Here is a 21,461-nt window from a genome sequence, read left to right as displayed (position 1 = left end):
CAATGAAACAGTTTCCAACCGATTTTCTGTGGGGTGGAGCCGTGGCGGCTAATCAAGTAGAAGGAGCTTGGCAAGAAGAAGGGAAAGGGCTCTCAACGTCAGATGTACAGCCGACAGGGATCTTTGGCGAAGTGAACGACCGTAAAGGCGGCGCTTTTAGCCTGAAAGATATCGCTATCGATTTCTATCATCGTTACCCAGAGGATATCGCGCTATTTAGCGAAATGGGATTTGGCATACTGCGTGTGTCGATTGCTTGGACACGTATTTTTCCAAAAGGTGACGAGTTAACGCCCTGTGAAGCCGGTCTGGCTTATTACGATAAATTATTCGACGAGCTGGCAAAACAGGGTATTAAAGCGATGGTTACCCTTTCACACTATGAGATGCCTTGGCATCTCGTTACCCACTATGGTGGCTGGTCAAATCGGGAAGTGATCACCTTTTTTGAGCGTTACGCCAAAGTTGTGTTTAAACGATACGCTGAAAAAGTAAAATGGTGGCTGACCTTCAACGAAATCAATATGTCTCTTCATGCGCCGCTGACCGGTGTCGGGTTACAAAATGGCTGTAGTGAAAGTGATGTCTACCAAGCTATTCATCACCAGTTAGTGGCCAGTGCCTTAGTGGTTCGCGCTTGTCATCTGCTTATTCCGGACGCGAAAATCGGTAATATGTTACTCGGTGGGCTGGTCTATCCACTGACTTGCCAACCAGACGATGTCTTTGAAACCCTGCAAGAAAACCGTAAATGGCTGTTCTTTGGCGACGTGCAATGTCGAGGCGCGTACCCCGGCTATATGCTGCGCTACTTCCGTGACAAAGGCATTGATGTCGTTATTACGGAAGAGGATAAACATATTCTCAAGCAAACCGTCGATTTTATCTCATTCAGTTATTATATGACGGGGTGTGTCACCGCCGATAAAGCGTTGAATAAGAAAATTCGTAGCAATATTCTTAATATGGTGCCGAATCCGCATCTACAAGCGTCTGAATGGGGATGGCAGATCGATCCGGTAGGATTACGCACCTTACTCAATGAGTTATGGGATCGTTATCAAAAGCCTCTGTTTATCGTGGAAAATGGATTTGGTGCTAAAGATCATCCTGATGAGAACGGGCAAATCCAAGATGATTATCGCATTAGTTATATGAATGACCATCTTGTCCAAGTACGCGAAGCGATAGAAGATGGCGTCGAGGTACTGGGCTATACCTCATGGGGACCGATTGATCTTATCAGTGCCTCAAAAGCCGAGATTGGTAAACGCTATGGCTTTATTTATGTGGACCGTCAAGATGATGGGTCGGGCACCTTAGCAAGAACCAAGAAGAAAAGTTTTTACTGGTATCAAGACGTTATTCGTACTCATGGCGCAAGTTTGAAAGCGTAAAACAGGAAAGAGGCATCCAAGGATGCCTCTTTTTTTAGGGGGATGGCCAGTTGATCTGTAGTCTTTAGAAAATCATCTTCATCCAAGGGTAGCCAATAAACAGTAAGGCGAGTAAGAAAATAACACCGAAGATTGAACCTAGCCGCCAATAGTCTTTGGTAGGTAAATAACCGCTCCCATAATAAATAGGACTCGGTCCGGTACCATAAGGTGTAATGATCCCCATAATGCCTAGAGAGGTCACGAGTAATAAACAGAAAATCGGCATATCAATACCCGGAATCGCTGCCCCAATAGTCAGAATAGCGGGGAGTAATGCCGTGGTATGCGCCGTTGAGCTGGCAAAGAGATAATGGAGTAAGTAGAACGCTAAAAAGAGCATCACGGTGGCAACCGTTGGGCTAATCCCGGTTAACAGTAGTCCTGCCTCTTGACCCAACCAGCGAATAAAGCCGACTCTGGCTAAACCATCCGCCAAAGCGACTAATGTGGCGAACCACGCAAAGGTATTCCACGCAGGCTTATTACTGGTGATATCGTTCCAAGACAGCACGCCGGTCCACAACATCAACACCACAACCAGTAAAGCCGCCATCGCCGGTTCAATCCACGCCGCTGCAAAGATCCACATCAGCAACGCACAGCAAACAAAGCACAGTAGTAAAATTTCATTGCGTGACATCTTACCGAGTTTCTTAAGCTCACTGGCTGCCCATTTCGGCACTTCCTCATTAACTTTGACTTCGGGAGGATAGAGCCAATAAGCCAACAGCGGCATGGTGACAATCAGTAAAATCCCGACAGGAAGGAATGCTAAAAACCATCTCCCCCACGTAATATCAATGCCTACCACACTTTTAACCAGTGCTAAAGCGAGCAGATTGGGGGCCAGCGCAGACAAAAACATTGAGCTGGTAATACAGGCTGCGGTGATGGCGACCCACATTAAATAAGAGCCAATCTTACGGGCGCTTGGGTCATTAGGTTTCGAGCCATAAAGTGGGGGGAGATTGGCGATAATGGGATAAATCGTCCCACCACTGCGTGCCGTGTTCGAGGGGGTGAACGGCGCTAATAATAGATCGGCGAAGGTAATAGCATAGCCTAGGGTTAAGCTCCTGCGGCCAAGAAACTTCACTAAAATCAAGGCTAGGCGTCGACCTAAATTCGTTTTGTCATAGCCTGCAGCAAACATAAATGCGCCGAAAATTAACCAGACCGTCGAGTTACTGAAGCCGCTTACCGCCCATTTAAAGGCTTGATTGGCGGTCTTAAATTGCGGATCCGCCAGTTGTTCAGGGCTGAATAATAACCACTGATTGAAGATCGCGACCACAACGATCCCCGTCAGGCCAATCACTGCGCCGGGTAAAGGCTCAAAAATCAAGCCAACGATCACCGCAGCGAAGATAGCAAAAAAGTGCCAAGCGTGAGGGGATAAGCCTTCTGGTACAGGGGTGACTAATAATAGTAATGCTATCAAGGCGGGGAGAAGAAAAATAATGGCTTTTTTTGCTCGCCCTGATGTGGGGGGCGGTGCAGGAGAAACGTTTTGTTCACTGTCCTTAATCATGAATAATCACTCAGTAATCGATCGATGGAGGAGAGAATGCAGTCGAATTTATCTTCACCATCATCGATTTTTTACTCAGTGAGGTGTTGATTTCTATCAAAAGATAAAAGAGTGCCTTTCAAGCTCGCATTAAGTTTATTAATTTTTTGATCCTAAACAAATTTGGCGTGAGTTTATATAAATGATTTAAAAATCATATAGTTAAATATTTGTTAAGGGGTGTTTAAATTTGTAGTTAACTTATTTCCAATACGTATTCATTTATTAATTTGTCACCGTTCTTTGATCTAGACGAAGGGGGAGGGAAATCGCATCGGCTTATAGTGGGGGAAATAACTCTCTCTAGCCATGTAACGATAGCCTCTGGAGCGCGAATGGATCTTAATAACGTCTTGAATACCGCATTGTGTTTCCCAAAAGGTCGAACCATCAAAAACAGACTTCTAATGGCCCCTATGACAACCTGTAGTGGGTTTTACGATGGAAGTGTTCCGCAAGACTTAGTCGAGTACTACGGTAAGCGCGCACAAGGGCTAGGTGCCGTGATTGTCGAGTGCTGCTTTATCGCGCCACTGGGACCAGCTTTTCCAGGTGCCTTAGGGATTGATAGCGACAAAAAAATTCCAGGGCTGGCCCGTATTGCGAACGCGATCAAACAACAGGGCGCGCTCGCGATCTTACAGATCTACCACGGTGGGCGGATGGTAGAGCCTGAGTTGATCGGTGGTAAAACACCGGTTGCCCCGAGTGCTGTCGCGGCGGCTCGTGAAGGGGCAACAACGCCGCGTGAACTGAGCAGCCAAGAGATTGACGTACTGATCACTAAATTCGGTGATGCGGTAAATCGGGCGATCAAAGCTGGGTTTGATGGGGTGGAAATTCACGGAGCAAACACCTATTTGATCCAGCAATTTTTTTCCCCGCATTCAAATCGGCGTCAGGATCATTGGGGAGGCGATCGCGAAAAACGCAGTCGTTTTCCGTTAGCCGTCTTGGATATTGCCCACCAGATGGTCGATCGCGCTGAAACTAACGATTTTATTATCGGTTATCGCTTTTCACCTGAAGAGTTGGAAAAACCGGGGATTACTTTTAAAGATAGCCTCTATCTGCTTGAGCAACTCGCGCAACGCGGGCTAGATTACGTACATTTTTCGGTAGGACATTGGTCGCGATCATCGATTGTTGATCTGGCGGATCACACGTCACTCATTACCCGCTATCGGCAAGCACTTTCCCCCTCCTCAAGCCTAGCAAAAGTCCCAGTGATCGGCGTAGGGGGGATTGTTAATCGATCGGATGTCGATCAAGCCCTGGCTGCGGGCTACGACCTGCTAGCGGTAGGTAAGGCCTGTATTGTTTATCCGGATTGGTGGCAGCGTCTGCATTCTGGTGAGAGCTTAACGCTGGAGATGGAGAGTACGCAACGCGAAGCACTGTCTATACCGGAACCACTGTGGTACTTCTCCTTGGTCGATGCCATGATCCGCGATGTCCAAAATGTGGGTAAGAAGTTTAAAGCCGGGGTCTACCATGAAAAAGTGGAAGCGGAAGCGCTTAAGCTGATCATTGATGTTCAACTCGATACCGATCGGATCACCGATATTCGCTTACAGCCGGACAGTAGTCTGGATGTCGACTTTACGCAGACTTTTGAACAATTACGCAGCCGGATGTTAGTGGCGAACAGCCCTTATGTTGATGCAATTGCCGGGGCAACGACGCAAAGCGAGGCACTCAAAAAAGCCGTCTCACGCGCGCTCTCGACCTCCACCAAACACTGGGCAGAAGATAGTGGGGTCGATCCAGCCAGTTTAGAACACTATGACGTCATTGTGATTGGTAGCGGTGGTGCGGGATTAGCTGCCGCCATCAATGCCCACGATCTGGGGGCCAAAGTCGTCGTGGTTGAGCGTATGCCGACAATCGGGGGAAATACCCTCAAAGCTTCCGTTGGAATGAATGCGGCGCAAACCCTCTATCAACGAGAAAAAGGGATTCAAGACAGCAAAGCCTGCTTCTATGAAGAAACGTTGAAGGGCGGGAAATTTAAAAACAATCCCGATTTGTTGCAGCAATTTGTGGAAAGGGCACCGGATGCCATAGATTGGTTGGCCAAACAGGAGATCGTGTTAAGCGATATTACGATCACTGGCGGAATGAGTATTGACCGAACTCACCGTCCTGCCGATCGTTCTGCTGTGGGGGGATTTTTAATAAGTGGGTTAGTGAAAAATCTTACCCAGCGTCATATTGAAGTCCTGCTCGACACTAAGGCCGATAATATTGAGTATCACCAAGGGAAAGTTTCTGGGGTGAAGGTTATCGATGAATACGGTGAAAGCCGTATCTTACACACTAAAGCGGTTATCGTCGCCACCGGCGGGTTTAGTGCTAATACTAAGATGGTTGAGCATTATCGTCCTGAATTAACAGGATTTGTCACCACGAACCATAAAGGCGCAACGGGCAGTGGAATTACCTTATTACAAAACCTTGGTGCGGCGACAGTCGATATGGCGGAAATTCAAATTCACCCTACCGTTGAGCAAAAAAGTGCCTATCTTATTTCTGAATCGATTCGTGGCGGTGGGGCGATACTCGTCTCCCAAGCGGGCGTTCGTTTCTGTAATGAAATGGAAACCCGTGACAAGGTGTCTGCGCAGATCATTGGCTTAGCAGAGAAAAGTGCGTGGATCGTTTTTGATGAGCAAGTGAGATCCCAAAATAAAGCGGCTGAGGAATATCTTGCGAAAGGTTTTGTGGTCCAAGGTGAGAGCGTCGACGATCTCGCGACACAGATCGGCATGGATCCCAGCGTGCTGGCACAGACGCTAGACACATTTAATCAAGGGGTTCGTCAGCAGCAAGATCCGCTATTTGGTCGCACGACGGCACTACGACATCCGTTGGATAAGGGGCCTTTTTACGCGATTAAGATAGCGCCCGGTGTTCACCATACTATGGGCGGTATCGCCATCTCGACTCAAGCACAGGTGTTGGATACCCATAATCACCCGTTAGCGGGTATCTGGGCGGCAGGGGAAGTCGTCGGTGGCATTCATGGCGCTAATCGTATCGGCGGTAATGCGGTGGCGGATATCATTATCTTTGGACTCTTAGCCGGTGAACAAGCGGCGAAGTGGGTTAAAACGGTTTAACGTCGTAATAAGGGAGGCGGTATGGCAGATTATCAGGCGGTAATGATGGGGTCGCCGATTAGCGTATCGCTCTCCCAAGACAATCCACAGCGTGCTCGTGAAGTGTTTCAGTTGATCGCTGAGCAAGAGGCACTGTTAACGGTTAATAGAGCCGATTCGTTGTTAATGAGGGTAAACCGCGCCGCCGGTCAGCATCCCGTTGTTGTACCCAATGCGCTTTTCCAGCTGGTTTCCCTCGCGCGTGAAGTCAGCCTGTTGCCGGGTAGCCTGTTCAATTTGGCGATTGGCCCGTTAGTTAAAACGTGGCGTATTGGCTTTAATGGGCAGTGTCCTCCGCCTAGTGATCAGATCGATAAGGCGTTAGCCTTGATCGATCCACAAGATATTGAGCTGGATCCCGATACCCGATCCCTCTTTCTGCGAAAACCGGGGATGGAGATTGATCTCGGGGCTATTGCTAAAGGCTATATTGCCGATAAAGTCTGCCAATATTTACAGGATCAGCAAGAGCCTTACGCGTTAATCAATTTAGGCGGGAACATACATACCCTCTCATGCCCCGAAGATCATCCTTGGCAGATTGGATTACGCAAGCCTTTTGGCGACTCACAGACATTAAGTGCCCGCCTAGCGATAAGTGGGCGATCGGTGGTGACCTCAGGAATTTACGAGCGATACTTCCTCCATCAACAGCGCTGCTATCACCATATTCTTGATAGTCGGACAGGATATCCTTTGGATAACGACTTACTGAGCGTGACGGTGATCAGTGAGTCTTCGTTGATCGGTGACCTTTACAGCACATTATTGTACGGCATGGGCGTTGAACAGAGCCTCGCATGGCTTGCTCACCATCCAGAACTTGAGGCGGTGATGATCACGCGCCATAACCAGGTTATATGTTCCTCACAGCAGCACTTCCAATGTCACGTTCTCGATGTAAATCAGTAGAATTCTTTATCGATAATGCTTAGGGTGAAGGCTGCCTTAATCAGGAGAATGGCCCATGTATCTTGGTATCGATTTAGGAACCTCTGGCGTTAAAGTGGTATTGATGGATGAACAGTTTAGGGTACAAGAGAGCCAATCTATCTCATTAACCTGCGACCATCCTCACCCGCTCTGGTCGGAACAAGCGCCAGCACAGTGGTGGCAAGCGACCGAGCAAGCACTTGACCAGCTCGCCGAGCGCACATCACTGCAGGCCGTCAAGGCAATAGGCGTGACAGGGCAGATGCATGGGGCAGTGTTAGTCGATAGCGATGGCCAGCCTCTGCGGCCAGCAATATTGTGGAACGATGGTCGCTGTGCGCCACAGTGCGTACGGCTTAATCAGCGAGCTCCTTCTATTGAGCGAATTACGGGTAATCAGCTGATGACTGGCATGACTGCCCCAAAACTCCTTTGGGTGGCTGAACATGAACCGGCTATTTTTAGTCAGATCGCCCAAGTTTTATTACCGAAAGATTACTTACGTTGGAAACTTTCCGGCTGTTATGCCACTGACATGTCTGATGCCTCAGGAACCCTTTGGCTAAATGTTGCGACGCGTCAGTGGGATGAGACATTACTTGAGGCGTGTGGATTAACACTGCAACAAGTCCCCCCACTTCTAGAAGGCCCTGAAGTAAGTGGACACTTACTAGAAGAACACCAGCAACGATGGGGGTTCTCTTCAGCTGTGCCTATCGTGGCAGGCGGAGGCGATAATGCGGCAGGGGCATTGGGTGTGGGGGTATGGCAGTCAGGCCAAGCGATGCTCTCATTGGGAACCTCAGGGGTTTATTTTGCAGTCAGCGACGGTTTCTATGCCAATAGTCGCCAAGCCGTTCATAGCTTTTGCCATGCGTTACCTGAAACCTGGCATCTTATGTCGGTAATGCTTAGTGCGGCGTCTTGTCTCGATTGGGGGGCTAAAATCACTGGGCAAGCCTCGGTGAGTGATTTTCTACAGCTGGCCCAACATGCGAAGGTAGAAGACCGCTCTCCCATTTTTCTGCCCTATTTAGCTGGCGAACGTACGCCGCACAATGATCCTTACGCGACAGGGAGTTTTACCGGTTTAACCGCTCAGCATGGCCCTGCGGAACTGGCATTTTCGGTAGTTGAAGGGGTGAGTCTAGGACTGGCGGAAGGGATGGCGGCTTTACATCAGAGTGGCGTCGTCCCCACCTCGGTGACATTGATTGGCGGTGGCGCAAAAAGTGAGTTTTGGCGTCAGCTGTTGGCAGATGTGATGGGGCAATGTCTTGATTATCGACAGAATGGGGATGTCGGCCCCGCGTTAGGTGCTGCACGTTTGGCGAAAATGGCTTGTAGCCCCGCGTTAAGCTTGGCGGAACACTTTCCCCTTTCGCCGATTGTCGCCACGTATCGCCCACAGCCAGAACGCCATCGATTCTTTCAACAGCGTTTAGGTTTATTCCAGCAGAAGTACCGTCAACTGAGTGGTGAGACCTAAGGCGACCTAGCTCAAGTCGGGTGATAGCGTACGGCATCGATAAATTTTGAAAAGGCTGCCGTATGCTGTTTACGGCTCGGGTAGTAGAGGTGATAGCCGGTAAAATAGGCACTCCACTCCTCAAGCACGCACTCTAGCTTACCTTGAGCCACCAGCTCTGCAACGCTATCTTCTGGTACATAGATCACTCCGAGTCCAACGAGCGCTGCATCAATTCGCGATGGCAGATTGTTAAAGGTCAATTGCCCCTCCACCCGTACCCGGACCTCTTTTCCTTGATCGAGAAATTCCCAATGATAGAGCCCCCCAAGGTCGGTAGGCGCATATTAATACAGTTATGCTGCTGTAAGGCATAAGGCGTGTCGGGCTTGCCCCATTTGGCAAAATAGTGCGGTGCCGCCACCGCGACCATCCGCCAATCAGGGCCGATACGAACGGCAATCATATCTTTTTCGATTTGGTCTCCGAGCCTAACCCCGGCATCAAAGCGTTCACTGACGATATTAGTCAGACTATTGTCCGTCACAAACTCAATATTGACCTCGGGATATTCGGCAATGAAGGGTAAAGCTTTGGGTAATACTGTAGAGCGCAGGGCATGCTCACCCAGTGTAATGCGAAGATTCCCGACGATGCGGCCGCTATCTACTTATCTATGCGGCATTGGTCGGCGGCTGTGCCTATTTATTTATGCATCTCCCATCATCTTTCCTACCCTCTGAAGACCAAGGGGTATTGGCGACGCAGGCAATTTTACCTGCAGGCGCGACGCAAGAGCGCACGCAGAAGGTCCTCGATCAGATTAATGACTTCTACCTAGATAACGAGAAGGATAATGTTGAAAATATCCTGACCGTTAACGGTTTTGGTTTCGCTGGACGCGGGCAAAATGTTGGGATTGCCTTTGTGGGATTGTAAGATTGGTCAGTGCGCGAGGGGGCTGCACGCAGCGTCGACAGTATCGTCGCACGGGCGAATAAAGCCTTCAGCCAAATCATTGATGGGAATGTGGTGGCCTTTAATCTACCGCCGATCATTGCGCTGGGGAATGCGACCGGATTTGATTTTGAACTGATTGATCAGGATGCGGTGGGCCATACCCAGCTGATGGCAGCGAGGAATAAACTGTTGCAACTGGCCCAACAACACCCAGATATCTTAAGCACGGTTCGGGCTAATGGTATGGATGATAGCCCTCAATACAAAGTCAATGTTGACCAAGAGAAAGCGACGGCGCTCGGCGTAGATCTTAGTGATATCAATACGACCTTAAGCAGTGCTTGGGGCGGAACCTATGTTAATGACTTTATGGATCACGGGCGGGTCAAGAAGGTTTATGTGATGAGTGATGCCCCGTATCGCATGATGCCCGACGATCTGACTCAGTGGTTTGTCCGCGCTGCTAACGGTAAGATGGTGCCATTTTCTTCCTTCGCGACGGCTAACTGGCAATATGGCTCACCGCGGCTCGAACGTTACAACGGTCTCTCTTCGATAGAGATATTAGGACAGCCCGCGCCGGGTAAAAGCTCGGGTGAAGCGATGGCATTAATGGAATCATTAGTCCATCAACTGCCTGAGGGGATTGGTTCTGATTGGACCGGGATGTCCTATCAAGAACGCCTGGCGGGTGACCAAGCCCCTGCACTTTATGCGATATCGTTATTGGTCGTTTTCCTCTGTTTGGCCGCACTGTACGAAAGCTGGTCAGTCCCTTTCTCCGTCATTATGGTGGTACCCCTTGGCGTATTAGGGGCGTTAATTGCCACCGCGTTGCGCGGTTTAAACAACGATGTCTATTTTGTCGTAGGGCTACTGACGACCATTGGTCTCTCGGCTAAGAATGCCATCTTGATTGTCGAGTTTGCGAAGGATGAGATCGAACTCGCGGGTAAAGGTCTGATCGAGGCGACGCTCTCGGCGGTACGCATACGGTTAAGACCTATCTTGATGACATCCATGGCCTTTATTCTCGGTGTATTACCGCTGGCGCTGGGTTCTGGCGCAGGTTCTGGCGCGCAAAATGCGGTGGGGACTGGCGTGATAGGGGGAATGGTGGCAGCAACCTTACTCACCATCTATTTTGTACCGATCTTCTTCGTAGTGATCCGTCGACGTTTTCCGGGGCGGCCTAAAGAGGACGATGAGGAGTAGTTGTTATGCTGGGCTGCGGAGCAGCCCGGCATTGGCGTTATTCTTTCGCAAAATAACTGATCATAAAACTGGCCAGCGTAAAGCCGGCCATCATCAAGGTCATCGTTAGCGGGGTCCCGCTATTGAAAACCGCTAATAAGGCGGATGAAAGAATACCGCTGCCATATTGCAATGAGCCAATAAGCGCTGACGCCGCGCCAGTCACTTGTGGCACGGTATCCAGTGCCGCCGCAGTGGTCACCGAAGCGATAACCCCGTTCATAGTGAAAAAAATAAAGATTAACCCCATCATTAGGCCCAAGCCGCCCACCGACAGATAAGTCGTTACCGTTAACAGCACCATCGCACAGGCCGATAAACTGACGGCTATTTTTAATAATCGCTCTAAGGCGAAGCGATGCACTAAGCGCCGATTAATAATACTCATGCCCATCACACCAAGGATATTCACCGCGAAAAAGTAGCCAAAGTGTTGGGGAGAGACATGAAAATAATTAATGTAAACAAAGGGAGAAGCGGTGATGAAAGTATAGGCGGCGACATAATAATAAGTCAGTGCAAGGGTAAATTGCATAAATTGACGATGACCCAGTAAGTCGCGGTAATTACGAAACACCTGCAGTAAGGATGCTTGGACCCGTCGCTCTGTGGGTAAGGTTTCAGGGAGCCAATACAATGCCCCTAACATTGCCAGACCAATCATCGCTAATAACCAAAAGATCATATGCCAGCTGGTGAAGAGGATCATCTGGCCGCCAATAATCGGCCCAGCGATGGGAGCGATGGCCATCACCACGATCAGCGTGGAGAGCATCTGCGCGGCACGGCTACGACTGAAGAGATCACGGATCATGGCACGAGCCAGCATGGGGCCAGTACAGGCACCGAGGGCTTGAAAAACTCGCCAAAAAACAATTTGCGTGATGGTATGTGACAGCGCACAACCGATGGATCCCACTACAAAGAGTGTTATCCCGATGATCAAGGGTAAACGACGCCCATACCGATCGCTTATCGGCCCCCACACTAATTGCGCTAAACAAAAGCCAATCAAAAAACCGGTAATAGTTAACTCGGTATTACCATGCAGACTCGCACTCATCATTGGCATCGCGGGGAGATAAATATCCACCGATAGCGACGTAAAGGCCATCAATGCGCTGAGGATAAGAATAAAAGGCAGTCCCTGAGTAGAGACTGGACGGTGATAGGGTGTGGTCATGAGTCGCCGATTGTCAGTGAAGAGTAGAAGGCTACTTTACCTGATTACCCAGCAATAATACTCATCAATCTATGCTAGACCTTGTGAATCGGGCTCATTAATATTTTCCTTCTTAAGCACTGGCTTAAGAAGGAAAAGAGACCCTTAAGCAACCGCCTGCTGTTGTGAAGGACGGCGTTGTAAGGCTTGGTGAAAGGCTTCGAGGTTATCTTGTAAACGGCGTTTAACGTCTTCATCAATCCGGGCTGGGTGGTCAGCATCGGGATAGTGAATTTGTTGATCGCTGGCGTAAACGCCACTGATAATCTCTTCGGCTTTCAACGCGGCGACGAGGGGCTTTAAGCTAAAGTCGAGTGCTAATAAGTGATTAGCACTGCCTGCCGTCATCAAAGGAAGCACCACTTTATGTTCGAACCCGCGTTCGGGTAAAAGATCAATCATCGCCTTGAGTACCCCGGTATAGGCGGCCTTATAGACGGGAGTGGCGATGATGATGCCATCGGCCTGCGCGACATCCTCGCGTAATTGAGCGATAGAGGGATGAGCGAACTGGGCATGAAGTAAGACTTCAGCCGGAATATCGGTCGCACGCCAGGTTAAGGTCTGAGCGCCACGATGGCGTAACCAATCTGCCGAATGGTCTAATAGAATTTGAGTCCGTGACCGTTGGGCTGGGCTCCCCCCTATTAATAAAATTTGCATCAGTTAGCCTTATTTATGTGAGATAGATCACCAGTGTGGCGATTTTTCCGGCCAGTGTGAAGTAAAAAAATTAGCAATAGTTATCGATAAATAGGGTTAGCTCATCCACTACTCAGGTCGATTCGCCAAAATAGGGGTGGCATAACACGAAGTGCTTATTGCTTTTTACTTCGTCGTCGCCAGCGAGCAAGCTCAATGGCCAAGCGATGCGGTGAGCCGATAATCGTCCGTTTGGTATCAACCAGTGTCACTGGCCCGGCTTGCGCCAAAGTATGTAGGCCATCATGAAAAGGGGCATAGCGGTGTGGCGCTTCAATACGCTTAGTTTGGGAAAGCGAAGGCTGATCTAAGGTCGAGTCAGGCAAACTCAGAAGCTGTAAGGCGCCGCCATAAGTGCGGCTACAGTCTTGCGTGGGGAGAACAAGGTTACCGTCGAGGGTAAAGGGTGTTCCCCCCATTCTCGCGCCATGGATATCTTCGCGAAGTGTTTGAATGGGGACGGAGTCCCACGGGCCAAAAAGGTGATTGGCCGTTGCCAGTTTTAAAGTGTTAGTCCGCGCCGCTTTGGGAGCGGGAGGGGTATAAAACATCCACCAACGGCCATCATGGAAGTATGGGGTGGCATCAATCGCGGCTTCGGGGAAAGAAAACCGCGGTTCAGCTTGCCAACGCCATGGAAACTCAATCGCTTTATAAAGGGTCAAACGGCCCGACTTATAGCCTTCCGGTAGCATCCATATCTCACCCTCTGCCTCAAAAACATAAGGGTAGGAGAGATGCCAATCCTCTTTAAGAACCATCCGCTTCTCCAAAACCCTAAAGTTTTGATCTAAGATAAAGGCCTCGATATAACCCCGTTGGGTACGGTAATCATAGGCTTCGGCAAAGAGATACAGTTTACCTTCACGCCATAGGCCAAAAGGATCGGCTAAGAAGCAGAGAGACTTGTCCGCCTCTATCCAGGTAATGGGAAAATGTTCCAGTGAAGCGGCTCGCGCAACATCTTGAATCGGCGCATTAATTACGCCGATTCGCCAAATTTCGGTCTGTAATAGGCTCATCATATCCTATCTAGGCTAATGTTTTATGGGCTGGGAGTTTCGCCACAATCTGCTCAGCCGCCCTAACGAACTGCTGATGGCTAAATTTTGTGGCGACATAGTGACGAGCTTGTACGCCATACTCCTGTAATAGACTGGGGGTGGCAAATATATCTTGCAGTGCCGAGGCTAAGGCTGCATCCAGTTCTCCTGCAAGAACAAAACCGGTTTTACCTGCTTGTACCGCGTCACGCATTTCACCCACGGGTGTAGCCATTACAGGAAGACCGACATTCATTGCTTCATGTAGGGCTAAGCACATTCCTTCATAGCGAGAGGGCTGGACGTAAAGATGCAGCCCCGCCAAAAAGGTGTGTACCTGATCGGAAAAGCCCGGCAGTAAGACAATATCCTGTAAATTCCATTCAATGATCTTATCCTCTAACCGCTCCCGCTCTGGACCATCACCTAGAATCGTCAGTTGTAAGCGATCGCGGAAATTGGGATAGCGGGCCAAAAAGGATCCCAATGCATCGATCAGCGCCGCATAACATTTGACTTCATGTAGACGTCCCACACTACCAATCTGTAATCGAGATTCGCCATCCCAGTAACCCGCTTGAGGGGCGTGTTGGTTATATTGAAATAGCGGCCATGCCATGACTTTATCGGCTGAAATTCCCATCTGTTGTTGAAGATAATCCACAACAGTTTGCGAGTCGCCAATCCATAAGGCGGAACTATGGCGTAAACGATAGGTATAACGGCGCACGCTGGCACTGTGTTTAAAACTGACAACCGGAATGTTTAACAGTTTACCGGCATACTGACCGACTAAATTACCAAAACTTAATGAGGTCCAGATAATGTCTGGCCGATCACGATGCGCTATCGAAAGGTAACGAGCTAAGATAATCGGGAGCAAGCGGCGGCGGGATGCCAGTAACCGATAGCTTAATCCTGCCGCAACAAGACGCGGGACGGCACCGCTATCACGGGGTTCACAAGCAATGATCGAGACTTCGTGTCCGAGATTTTTTAAGGTCGTCACAATATCGGGGATGGCAAACTCCGCACCACCTGTCTCTAAACTTGTTACAAGATAATGAATTTTCATCAGCTAACACCCATTCAAAGAATTTTATGCAGTGGGTCAGCGAGCATGATTATCGTGGAAATCAGCTTTTTACTGATAATCTGCAATTTTCTCTATTTTGCTGGGGGAAAGTTCAACCTTGTGTATACATAGCATCATTATCGGTTAAAGCGTGGCAGTGGATGACTCAAATAATTGTAATGGTTTCTTGATAAAGGCAAGGCTTTTATTGCTTTATGTATTAAGGATCTCATTTTAGAAAATTCAATGCCATAATTAGCGGGTGTTTTTATATTTTTAATGTTATTAATCAAAAAATAATTCTTCAGTATCGAACAAAATAGTCACTTCTCATAGTCTGAGTACCTGCTAAATTTATTCAAAATAGATAACGGTATATAAATTAGCAAGCTTTCATGGCAATAAGTTAATAACTTTACGATAGCTAATGAATATAGCGTTAAAAATTTATAATTCTACTAGGTCATGCAGGGTGCTGACGTGAATAATACTTCTATTTACCACTGGGATTCAAACACTTGATAAGAAAAAAACAATTAGCCGCTCTGATATGTTCAGCGCTTTATGCCACTTATTCTTCTGCATCTATTATGCGTCACGATATTGCTGTACAAGACTACCGAGACTTTGGTGAAAACCTGGGTAAATATAAAGTGGGTGCTACCCACGTCCCTGTTTATCGAAAAGATGGGCAATTAGACGCCTATTTAGCCTTTCCTATTCCTGATTTTAGTATGGTGGCCGATAAAGGCAATATTACATTAGTGGGATCTTCTTATATGGCCAGTGTCCGCCATAATAGTTATTCAATTGATGGCGCGATTAAGTTTGGCAATAAAGCGAAGTTTGCTCCTTCTTATTACCTGATCAACCGTAATGCCAGCACCGTCTCAAGCGTTGATTTTAATTTACCTCGTCTCAATAAAGTGGTGACCGATGCAGCACCTGTGGCAACGGTCGATAAAAGTACAATACGTAAGGGGGATCGTAACCGATACACTTGGTATGCACGAGTGGGAGCTGGTTACCAACTTCAGATCAGCGATGATCAAAAGAAAGAAACATGGATCACCGATGCCTACCGTTGGAAAACGGGGGGCACTATGGCCAATGCGACCGTTACGCTACAAGGGGGTACATTGCGCTGGAAAAACGTTGGTCCCACTGATCCCAACTCCTCCCCCTTTAGTAATGCGACCCGCCCTGGGGACAGCGGTAGTCCGGTGTTCGTCTTCGATACGGTCGATAAAATATGGCGATTAGCAGGCGTTCACCACGCGGCGATCAGTAACGGTGGTATCTATGATCGGGTTAGTGGTGAAGAGTATATCCCGGATGGTTATCTAGACCGAGTGTTGGCTATGAACACCTCTGCACCCGTTAACGATAAAGCCAGTGACGGCGTACTCTATTGGCAGCCGGACGCGATAACGCAAACTGACCATAGTTGGGATTGGCAGGGTCTGAACCAAAAGTACCGTGACCTAGCGCCGTCTGCGGCCTCGCAGGCGGAGTTGGATGCCACGAAAGATCTGACTTTCCGTGGCGAGGGAAATACCCTGAGGTTGACTGATTCGGTGAATATGGGGGCGGGTAAACTTCAGTTCTCCGGTGATTATACCGTCGAATCAGAGCAGGGAAAGCAAGCGACTTGGGTGGGGGGTGGCATCGAGGTTGATGAAGGTAAAAACGTATTATGGAAAGTGAACGGTCTAAAAGATGATGCTTTACATAAAATTGGCGCCGGGACACTCAAGATACAGGGGACAGGTGTTAATCAGGGAGCATTAAATGTTGGGGACGGTTTGGTTATCCTCAATCAACAGCCTGACAACAGCGGAGCCGTGCAAGCCTTTTCCACGGTGACCCTAATGAGTGGTCGGCCAACGGTTCAGCTCAATAATGCTAATCAAGTTACGCCTGACAACATTCGCTTCGGTTATCGGGGAGGTACCTTAGATGTACACGGTAATGATCTTACTTTCACCACGATTAACCACAACGATAACGGTGCTCATATCGTTAACCGTGATATGTCTCGCGCTGCGGTCGTGACGGTAACAGGAAATAACACTCAATTTCTCGGCTCTTTTGGTGAAAAAACCTCCCAGTCACAGTTGTCATTAGCCTATGCACCGGATACTCAGCAAGGGGAGTGGACGCTTCGTGGTGGGGCGATTGCTCATCAACTCGATATCAATAAAGGCCGAGTGATTTTAGGGGGGGAGCAGGTTTTACATGCTGGGAATATCTATTTTTCCAATGATTGGGATGAGAAAAATTACGACTTTACGCAGATTAATGTCGCGCCTCAGTCGACACTGCGCATTGGTGAGCATGCTAAGGTTAATGCCTCGACTCAGGTAGCAGGGGACGCGACGCTAGCTTTGTGGGACCGTGCATCGTTGGCAGGCCAGGTCATGCTTACAGAGTCGAGCAGTCAATTAATTGCCGATATTTCACCCCATAATAGTCAATTGGGGCCGCTTGAATCGTCAATCTCAGCAGATATTTCCGGGGAAGGACTCGTTGAAAAACGGGGCGAAGGTAAACTAACGTTATCTGGAAATCTTACTAATACCCAAGGGCTTATTGTAAAAGGTGGAGAGGTAACCCTTGATGGCCACCTCACGACGGATATGGTCATGGAGAGCGGGACGGTATTATCGGGGAAGGGTAGCGTTAACGCATTGACGATAAAGGATATGGCGACGTTATCTCCTTCCGACCTAGATCAGCAAGCCTCTCAACTACAGATTGGACAGCTCCAGTTGCTAAATGGCGCTAACGCTATCCTACGCTCGGGTTTCACTCAAGCTACAACCGACCAAATAGTAATTAATGGCGATCTCATTACCCCTGTAGACAAACCCTTACTTGTTACGGTTAATCCATTGGGAATATGGCAAGATAGCGATAGTAATAAGAATGGTGCCGCGGATAGTCGAGAGGGACTGTCTCTGGTCCAAGTGGGCGGCAAGAGTACGGCTGATAGCGTCAAACTCGCAGGGACTTATGTGGCCCGTGGCGCATTCGCCTACGACCTTTATGCGTTCGCCCCTGGGCACGCTTCGAGCGACGAACGGAAAGTTGCCGGGAGTGGTAATCAGTATTGGGATTATCGACTGCAAAACATCATGTTAGATGCTAACGGAAATAGCACTCCGGTTGAGCCGGCACCCGAACCCACCCCAGAGCCAGCACCCGAACCCACCCCAGAGCCAGTACCCGAACCAACACCAGAGCCAATACCAGAGCCAACACCAGAACCAACACCAGCACCGAGTCCTGCTCCGGCCCCTGAACCGACACCGGTCCCTCAACCCGAACCCGTCCGTCGCGCGGTAACGCCTCAGGTACCTGCTTACCTCTCCTTACCCGCGATGATGCTTAATTTTAATCGTACCTTAACAGGACTCATTGCTGATACCGTCAACGATAGTCAGAGTCAGTTTTTCATTAGCGGTTATGACGGTGGCGATCACTTTCATGCTAAGGGAGGGTTCAGTGATTATGGCTATAATTTCACGTCAAAATATCAAGGTTGGTTAATGGGAGGGCGTTGGCTCTCGGATCCCGACAGTCCTCAGCATTTTTCTGCGAGTATCGTTGCGCATCGTGGAAACTTATCGATGAAACCTCAAGCCGTCGACGGCTTAAGCCGAAGCTACTTCTCGACGCAGGGAATTACCGGTCTGACTCGCTGGCAGAATGATCAAGGCTGGCAGTTAACCACTCAACTCGGTTATACCCGAATTAAAGGCGCAGTAACCACCGATTTACGAGGTAATGTCGCCTCGCCTCACGCGACCCTGGTTTACGCAGGCGTAGAACTAGGAAAGGCTTGGCAATGGGAAAATCAGCGCTTAATGCCGTTGCTTGCCGTCGACTATCAGCACTTATCGATTAAGCATTTTACGGACAGCGATGGGGCAAAAGTAAGTTATGCCGCGCATAACGCACCGGATATTCGCCCTACTCTGCGTTATCAGTGGCAAGCGAATACCCACTCCACCCCACAAGTTGTGTTTACGCATGAATTGGCGTGGCGGATCACGACGCGTAAAAATGCCCAAACGACGATAAGCGGGGACGGGGATAAAACGATTTTCCATAGTGGAAGAGGTGGCGATCATCTTTTAGTGAAGAGTGGTGCAGATTTACGATTGACTCAACATATCGCCCTAACGACACAGGCCCAATATCAACAGCGTTTGCAGCGTGAAGGAACCAATGATTGGGCGGTAACAGGAGGCGTAAAAATTACTTTCTAGCAGCCTATAAAGAGTCCCCACGCCAGTCAATAACGCGTGGGGACGAGGTGTTATAAGGCTTTACGGGTAAAAATCTTGGTTGAGATCGAAGGCGAGCTAGCGGTTGTTTTGACTTTATAAATACAAATTACCGAGGTGAGTAATGCTATCGCCATAAAGCAGTAAGAGGCATTAGGACTGCCAGTTAATCCGTTTAAGAATCCGACGAAATAAGCCCCTAAGAATGCACCTAATGCACCAAAGCTATTAATCAAACCAATTGCTACACCTGAAACATTCTTTGGCATTAACTCTGGGATTAGCGCGAAAAACGGCCCATAAGGCGCATACATGCAGGCGGCTGCCACGGTAAGTAACCCATAGGATACCCAGAAATGACTGTTACCGATAAAAAAGGAGCCGGTAAAGGCCAAGCCAGCGACAGCTAAAAGTGGCCAGATAAATAACTTACGGTTTTGAACTTTATCGGATAGCCAAGAGACGACCAACATCAAACAAATCGCGGCTAAATAAGGCGGTGCCGAGAGCCAGCCGACCGATACAATATCCATCGATGAGGCGGATTTAATGATGGACGGTAGCCACATCATAAAACCATACACACCGATACTCCATAATGCATGGGCCGATGAAAGCAGCACCACAGAAGAGGATCGCAAGGCTTCACCATAATTGCGTACCGGTGCGATCGCCTGTTGTTCTTTCTCCATGGCTAGCTGGAGATCCTGTTTCTCGTCCTGCGACAGCCAGCTCACCTCTGAGGGTTTATCGCGCACCACCAGCCACCATATGCCTGCCCATAATACGGCGGGGATACTCTCAATAATAAACATTTCACGCCAGCCAAAAGCATGGATCAGATAGCCGGATAACACCGACATCCACAGCACGGTGACAGGGTTACCGAGTATCAAGAAAGTGTTGGCCCGTGAACGCTCCTCTTTAGTAAACCAGGTACTGATATAAATCAGCATCGAAGGCATGACGGCGGCCTCAACAATACCTAAGGTAAAACGGATGACCATTAACATGGGAATATTACTGACTAATCCCGTCGCCGTTGCGCACAGCCCCCACAAGAGTAAACAGATAAAAATTAACTTCCTTACGCTGCGTTTTACCGCATAAATCGACCCTGGGACCTGAAAGAAAAAGTAGGCTAAGAAAAACAGGGCGCCAATGAGCGAAGACGTGCTTTTAGAAATATTGAGGTCTTGCTCAATACCGGAGGCCGCCGCAAAACCATAATTGGCACGGTCTAGGTAGGCGAGGCTATAGGTGATAAAAATGATCGGCATTAGATACCACCACCGGCGTTTACTCAGTTTTTGTAGTGTGTTGGACATGGTGACCCCAGAACGCGTTATAGCAAAAGGATGAGTGATAACCTAGCAGTGGCGGGGGAGCTAAAACCTCGCAGTGATCACTGTTTTCGGTGTTAACAAATTGTGTTCCCAGATATGTGAGAGCCTTTGAATATTAGCAGAGTTCGCCACGCTGCAAAACGCACTGTCTTGCAGCTTATGTCGAAATTCTTTAAGGCATGGAGCCACTATTTGTGGTAAATCATTCAGAATAGAGATACTGGGGAGATACTATGCGACATATTGATTTGAATGCAGATTTAGGAGAAGGCAGCCCTCACGACGCTGAATTGTTAACGCTGGTTTCCTCCGCGAATATTGCGTGTGGCTTTCATGCTGGGGATGCCGAAACTATGCTGGCGAGTGTCCGTGAAGCGATACGTAACAACGTTGCCGTGGGTGCCCACCCTAGTTTTCCAGACCGTGAGAATTTTGGTCGGACGGCAATGGTTCTTCCTCCCGATATCATTTACGGCCAAACGCTCTACCAAGTTGGCGCGTTAGCCGCACTCACTCACTCGCAAGGTGCTCGATTACACCACGTGAAACCGCACGGTATGCTCTATAACCAAGCTGCTCGCGATCCCTTATTAGCCGATGCCATTGCTAAAGCGGTTTATGCGCTGGACCCGGCGTTAATGCTAGTTGGATTAGCAGGGAGTGAGCTTATTCGCGCAGCAGAATATTACGGTTTATCGACTCGCCAAGAAGTCTTCGCGGATCGCGGCTATCAAGTCGATGGAACGCTCGTCCCCCGCACGCAGGTAGGCGCAATGATCGATGATGAAGAACAGGCTTTGGCACAGAGTTTGCTAATGATTGAGTCGGGTAAGGTGCAAGCGATCACAGGGGAGCGGATTAACGTCATCGCACAAACTTTATGCCTGCATGGCGATGGAAAGCATGCCCTCAGTTTTGCCCGCCGATTACGGCAGGAATTTGAATCACGTAATATTCAGGTAGCCGCGTAACGATAGCGACATCACAGTGAGGACC

12 protein-coding genes and 2 pseudogenes are annotated in these 21,461 nt (G+C 48.9%); 7 read left to right on the top strand and 7 right to left on the bottom strand.

What is annotated here, in order from left to right; genetic code table 11:
* Nucleotides 1–2: 2 nt before the first annotated feature.
* Nucleotides 3–1,397 (top strand): glycoside hydrolase family 1 protein, encoded by a 1,395-nt coding sequence (locus tag HGT71_RS04410; protein WP_214216762.1) that lies wholly within the window; start codon nt 3–5, stop codon nt 1,395–1,397.
* A 64-nt stretch (nt 1,398–1,461) separates the two neighbouring features.
* Here the strand turns inward: HGT71_RS04410 and HGT71_RS04405 are convergent, their stop codons facing one another.
* Nucleotides 1,462–2,970: an anion permease gene (locus HGT71_RS04405; protein ID WP_214216761.1), complete on the bottom strand. Its 1,509-nt coding sequence runs from the start codon at nt 2,968–2,970 to the stop codon at nt 1,462–1,464.
* Between the two features lie 374 nt (nt 2,971–3,344).
* Here HGT71_RS04405 and HGT71_RS04400 point away from each other — a divergent pair, with 374 nt between their 5' ends.
* The 3 genes from HGT71_RS04400 to xylB are packed head-to-tail and all read left to right on the top strand — an operon-like array spanning nt 3,345 to nt 8,592.
* The gene (locus HGT71_RS04400; RefSeq protein WP_214216760.1) at nt 3,345–6,131 is read left to right on the top strand and encodes a flavocytochrome c; all 2,787 of its coding nucleotides are present in this window, start codon (nt 3,345–3,347) and stop codon (nt 6,129–6,131) included.
* A 21-nt stretch (nt 6,132–6,152) separates the two neighbouring features.
* The gene (locus tag HGT71_RS04395; RefSeq protein ID WP_214216759.1) at nt 6,153–7,082 is read left to right on the top strand and encodes an FAD:protein FMN transferase; all 930 of its coding nucleotides are present in this window, start codon (nt 6,153–6,155) and stop codon (nt 7,080–7,082) included.
* Nucleotides 7,083–7,137: 55 nt separating this feature from the next.
* The gene (gene xylB, locus HGT71_RS04390; protein WP_214216758.1) at nt 7,138–8,592 is read left to right on the top strand and encodes a xylulokinase; all 1,455 of its coding nucleotides are present in this window, start codon (nt 7,138–7,140) and stop codon (nt 8,590–8,592) included.
* An 11-nt stretch (nt 8,593–8,603) separates the two neighbouring features.
* On the opposite strand, the pseudogene HGT71_RS04385 reads toward xylB, so the two are convergent.
* Nucleotides 8,604–9,229 (bottom strand): annotated as a pseudogene (locus HGT71_RS04385) (LysR substrate-binding domain-containing protein); the annotation flags it as partial.
* Between HGT71_RS04385 and HGT71_RS04380 the strand changes: the two are divergent.
* Nucleotides 9,220–10,746: pseudogene (locus HGT71_RS04380) on the top strand (efflux RND transporter permease subunit); the annotation flags it as partial. The pseudogenes HGT71_RS04385 and HGT71_RS04380 overlap by 10 nt on opposite strands.
* A gap of 37 nt (nt 10,747–10,783) precedes the next feature.
* Here HGT71_RS04380 and HGT71_RS04375 read toward each other — a convergent pair.
* The 4 genes from HGT71_RS04375 to HGT71_RS04360 all read right to left on the bottom strand — a co-directional run bounded on the left by HGT71_RS04375 (nt 10,784) and on the right by HGT71_RS04360 (nt 14,827).
* Nucleotides 10,784–11,968: a multidrug effflux MFS transporter gene (locus HGT71_RS04375; protein WP_214216757.1), complete on the bottom strand. Its 1,185-nt coding sequence runs from the start codon at nt 11,966–11,968 to the stop codon at nt 10,784–10,786.
* Between the two features lie 144 nt (nt 11,969–12,112).
* A complete protein-coding gene (ssuE, locus tag HGT71_RS04370; protein WP_214216756.1) occupies nt 12,113–12,670 on the bottom strand; it encodes an NADPH-dependent FMN reductase in 558 nt (185 codons plus the stop codon).
* Nucleotides 12,671–12,825: 155 nt separating this feature from the next.
* Entirely contained in the window at nt 12,826–13,734 is a 909-nt protein-coding gene (locus HGT71_RS04365; RefSeq protein WP_241595184.1) for a glucosamine inositolphosphorylceramide transferase family protein, read from the bottom strand.
* Between the two features lie 7 nt (nt 13,735–13,741).
* Entirely contained in the window at nt 13,742–14,827 is a 1,086-nt protein-coding gene (locus HGT71_RS04360) for a glycosyltransferase family 4 protein (protein WP_214216755.1), read from the bottom strand.
* A gap of 518 nt (nt 14,828–15,345) precedes the next feature.
* Between HGT71_RS04360 and HGT71_RS04355 the strand changes: the two genes are divergently transcribed.
* Nucleotides 15,346–19,101, top strand: a complete 3,756-nt coding sequence (locus tag HGT71_RS04355; protein ID WP_214216754.1) for a S6 family peptidase — start codon at nt 15,346–15,348, stop codon at nt 19,099–19,101.
* Between the two features lie 50 nt (nt 19,102–19,151).
* Here HGT71_RS04355 and HGT71_RS04350 read toward each other — a convergent pair whose 3' ends face one another.
* Nucleotides 19,152–20,447 carry an MFS transporter gene (locus HGT71_RS04350; RefSeq protein ID WP_214216753.1) on the bottom strand — a complete coding sequence of 432 codons (1,296 nt, stop codon included), beginning with the start codon at nt 20,445–20,447 and terminating at the stop codon, nt 19,152–19,154.
* Nucleotides 20,448–20,698: 251 nt separating this feature from the next.
* On the opposite strand from HGT71_RS04350, the gene pxpA reads away from it, so the two are divergent.
* The gene (gene pxpA, locus HGT71_RS04345) at nt 20,699–21,436 is read left to right on the top strand and encodes a 5-oxoprolinase subunit PxpA (RefSeq protein WP_214216752.1); all 738 of its coding nucleotides are present in this window, start codon (nt 20,699–20,701) and stop codon (nt 21,434–21,436) included.
* The last annotated feature ends 25 nt before the right edge of the window (nt 21,437–21,461 follow it).

The sequence above is a fragment of the Rosenbergiella epipactidis genome, from assembly GCF_018494055.1.
Classification (GTDB): Bacteria; Pseudomonadota; Gammaproteobacteria; order Enterobacterales; family Enterobacteriaceae; genus Rosenbergiella; species Rosenbergiella epipactidis.
This window is presented reverse-complemented; position numbering and strand designations above follow the sequence as displayed.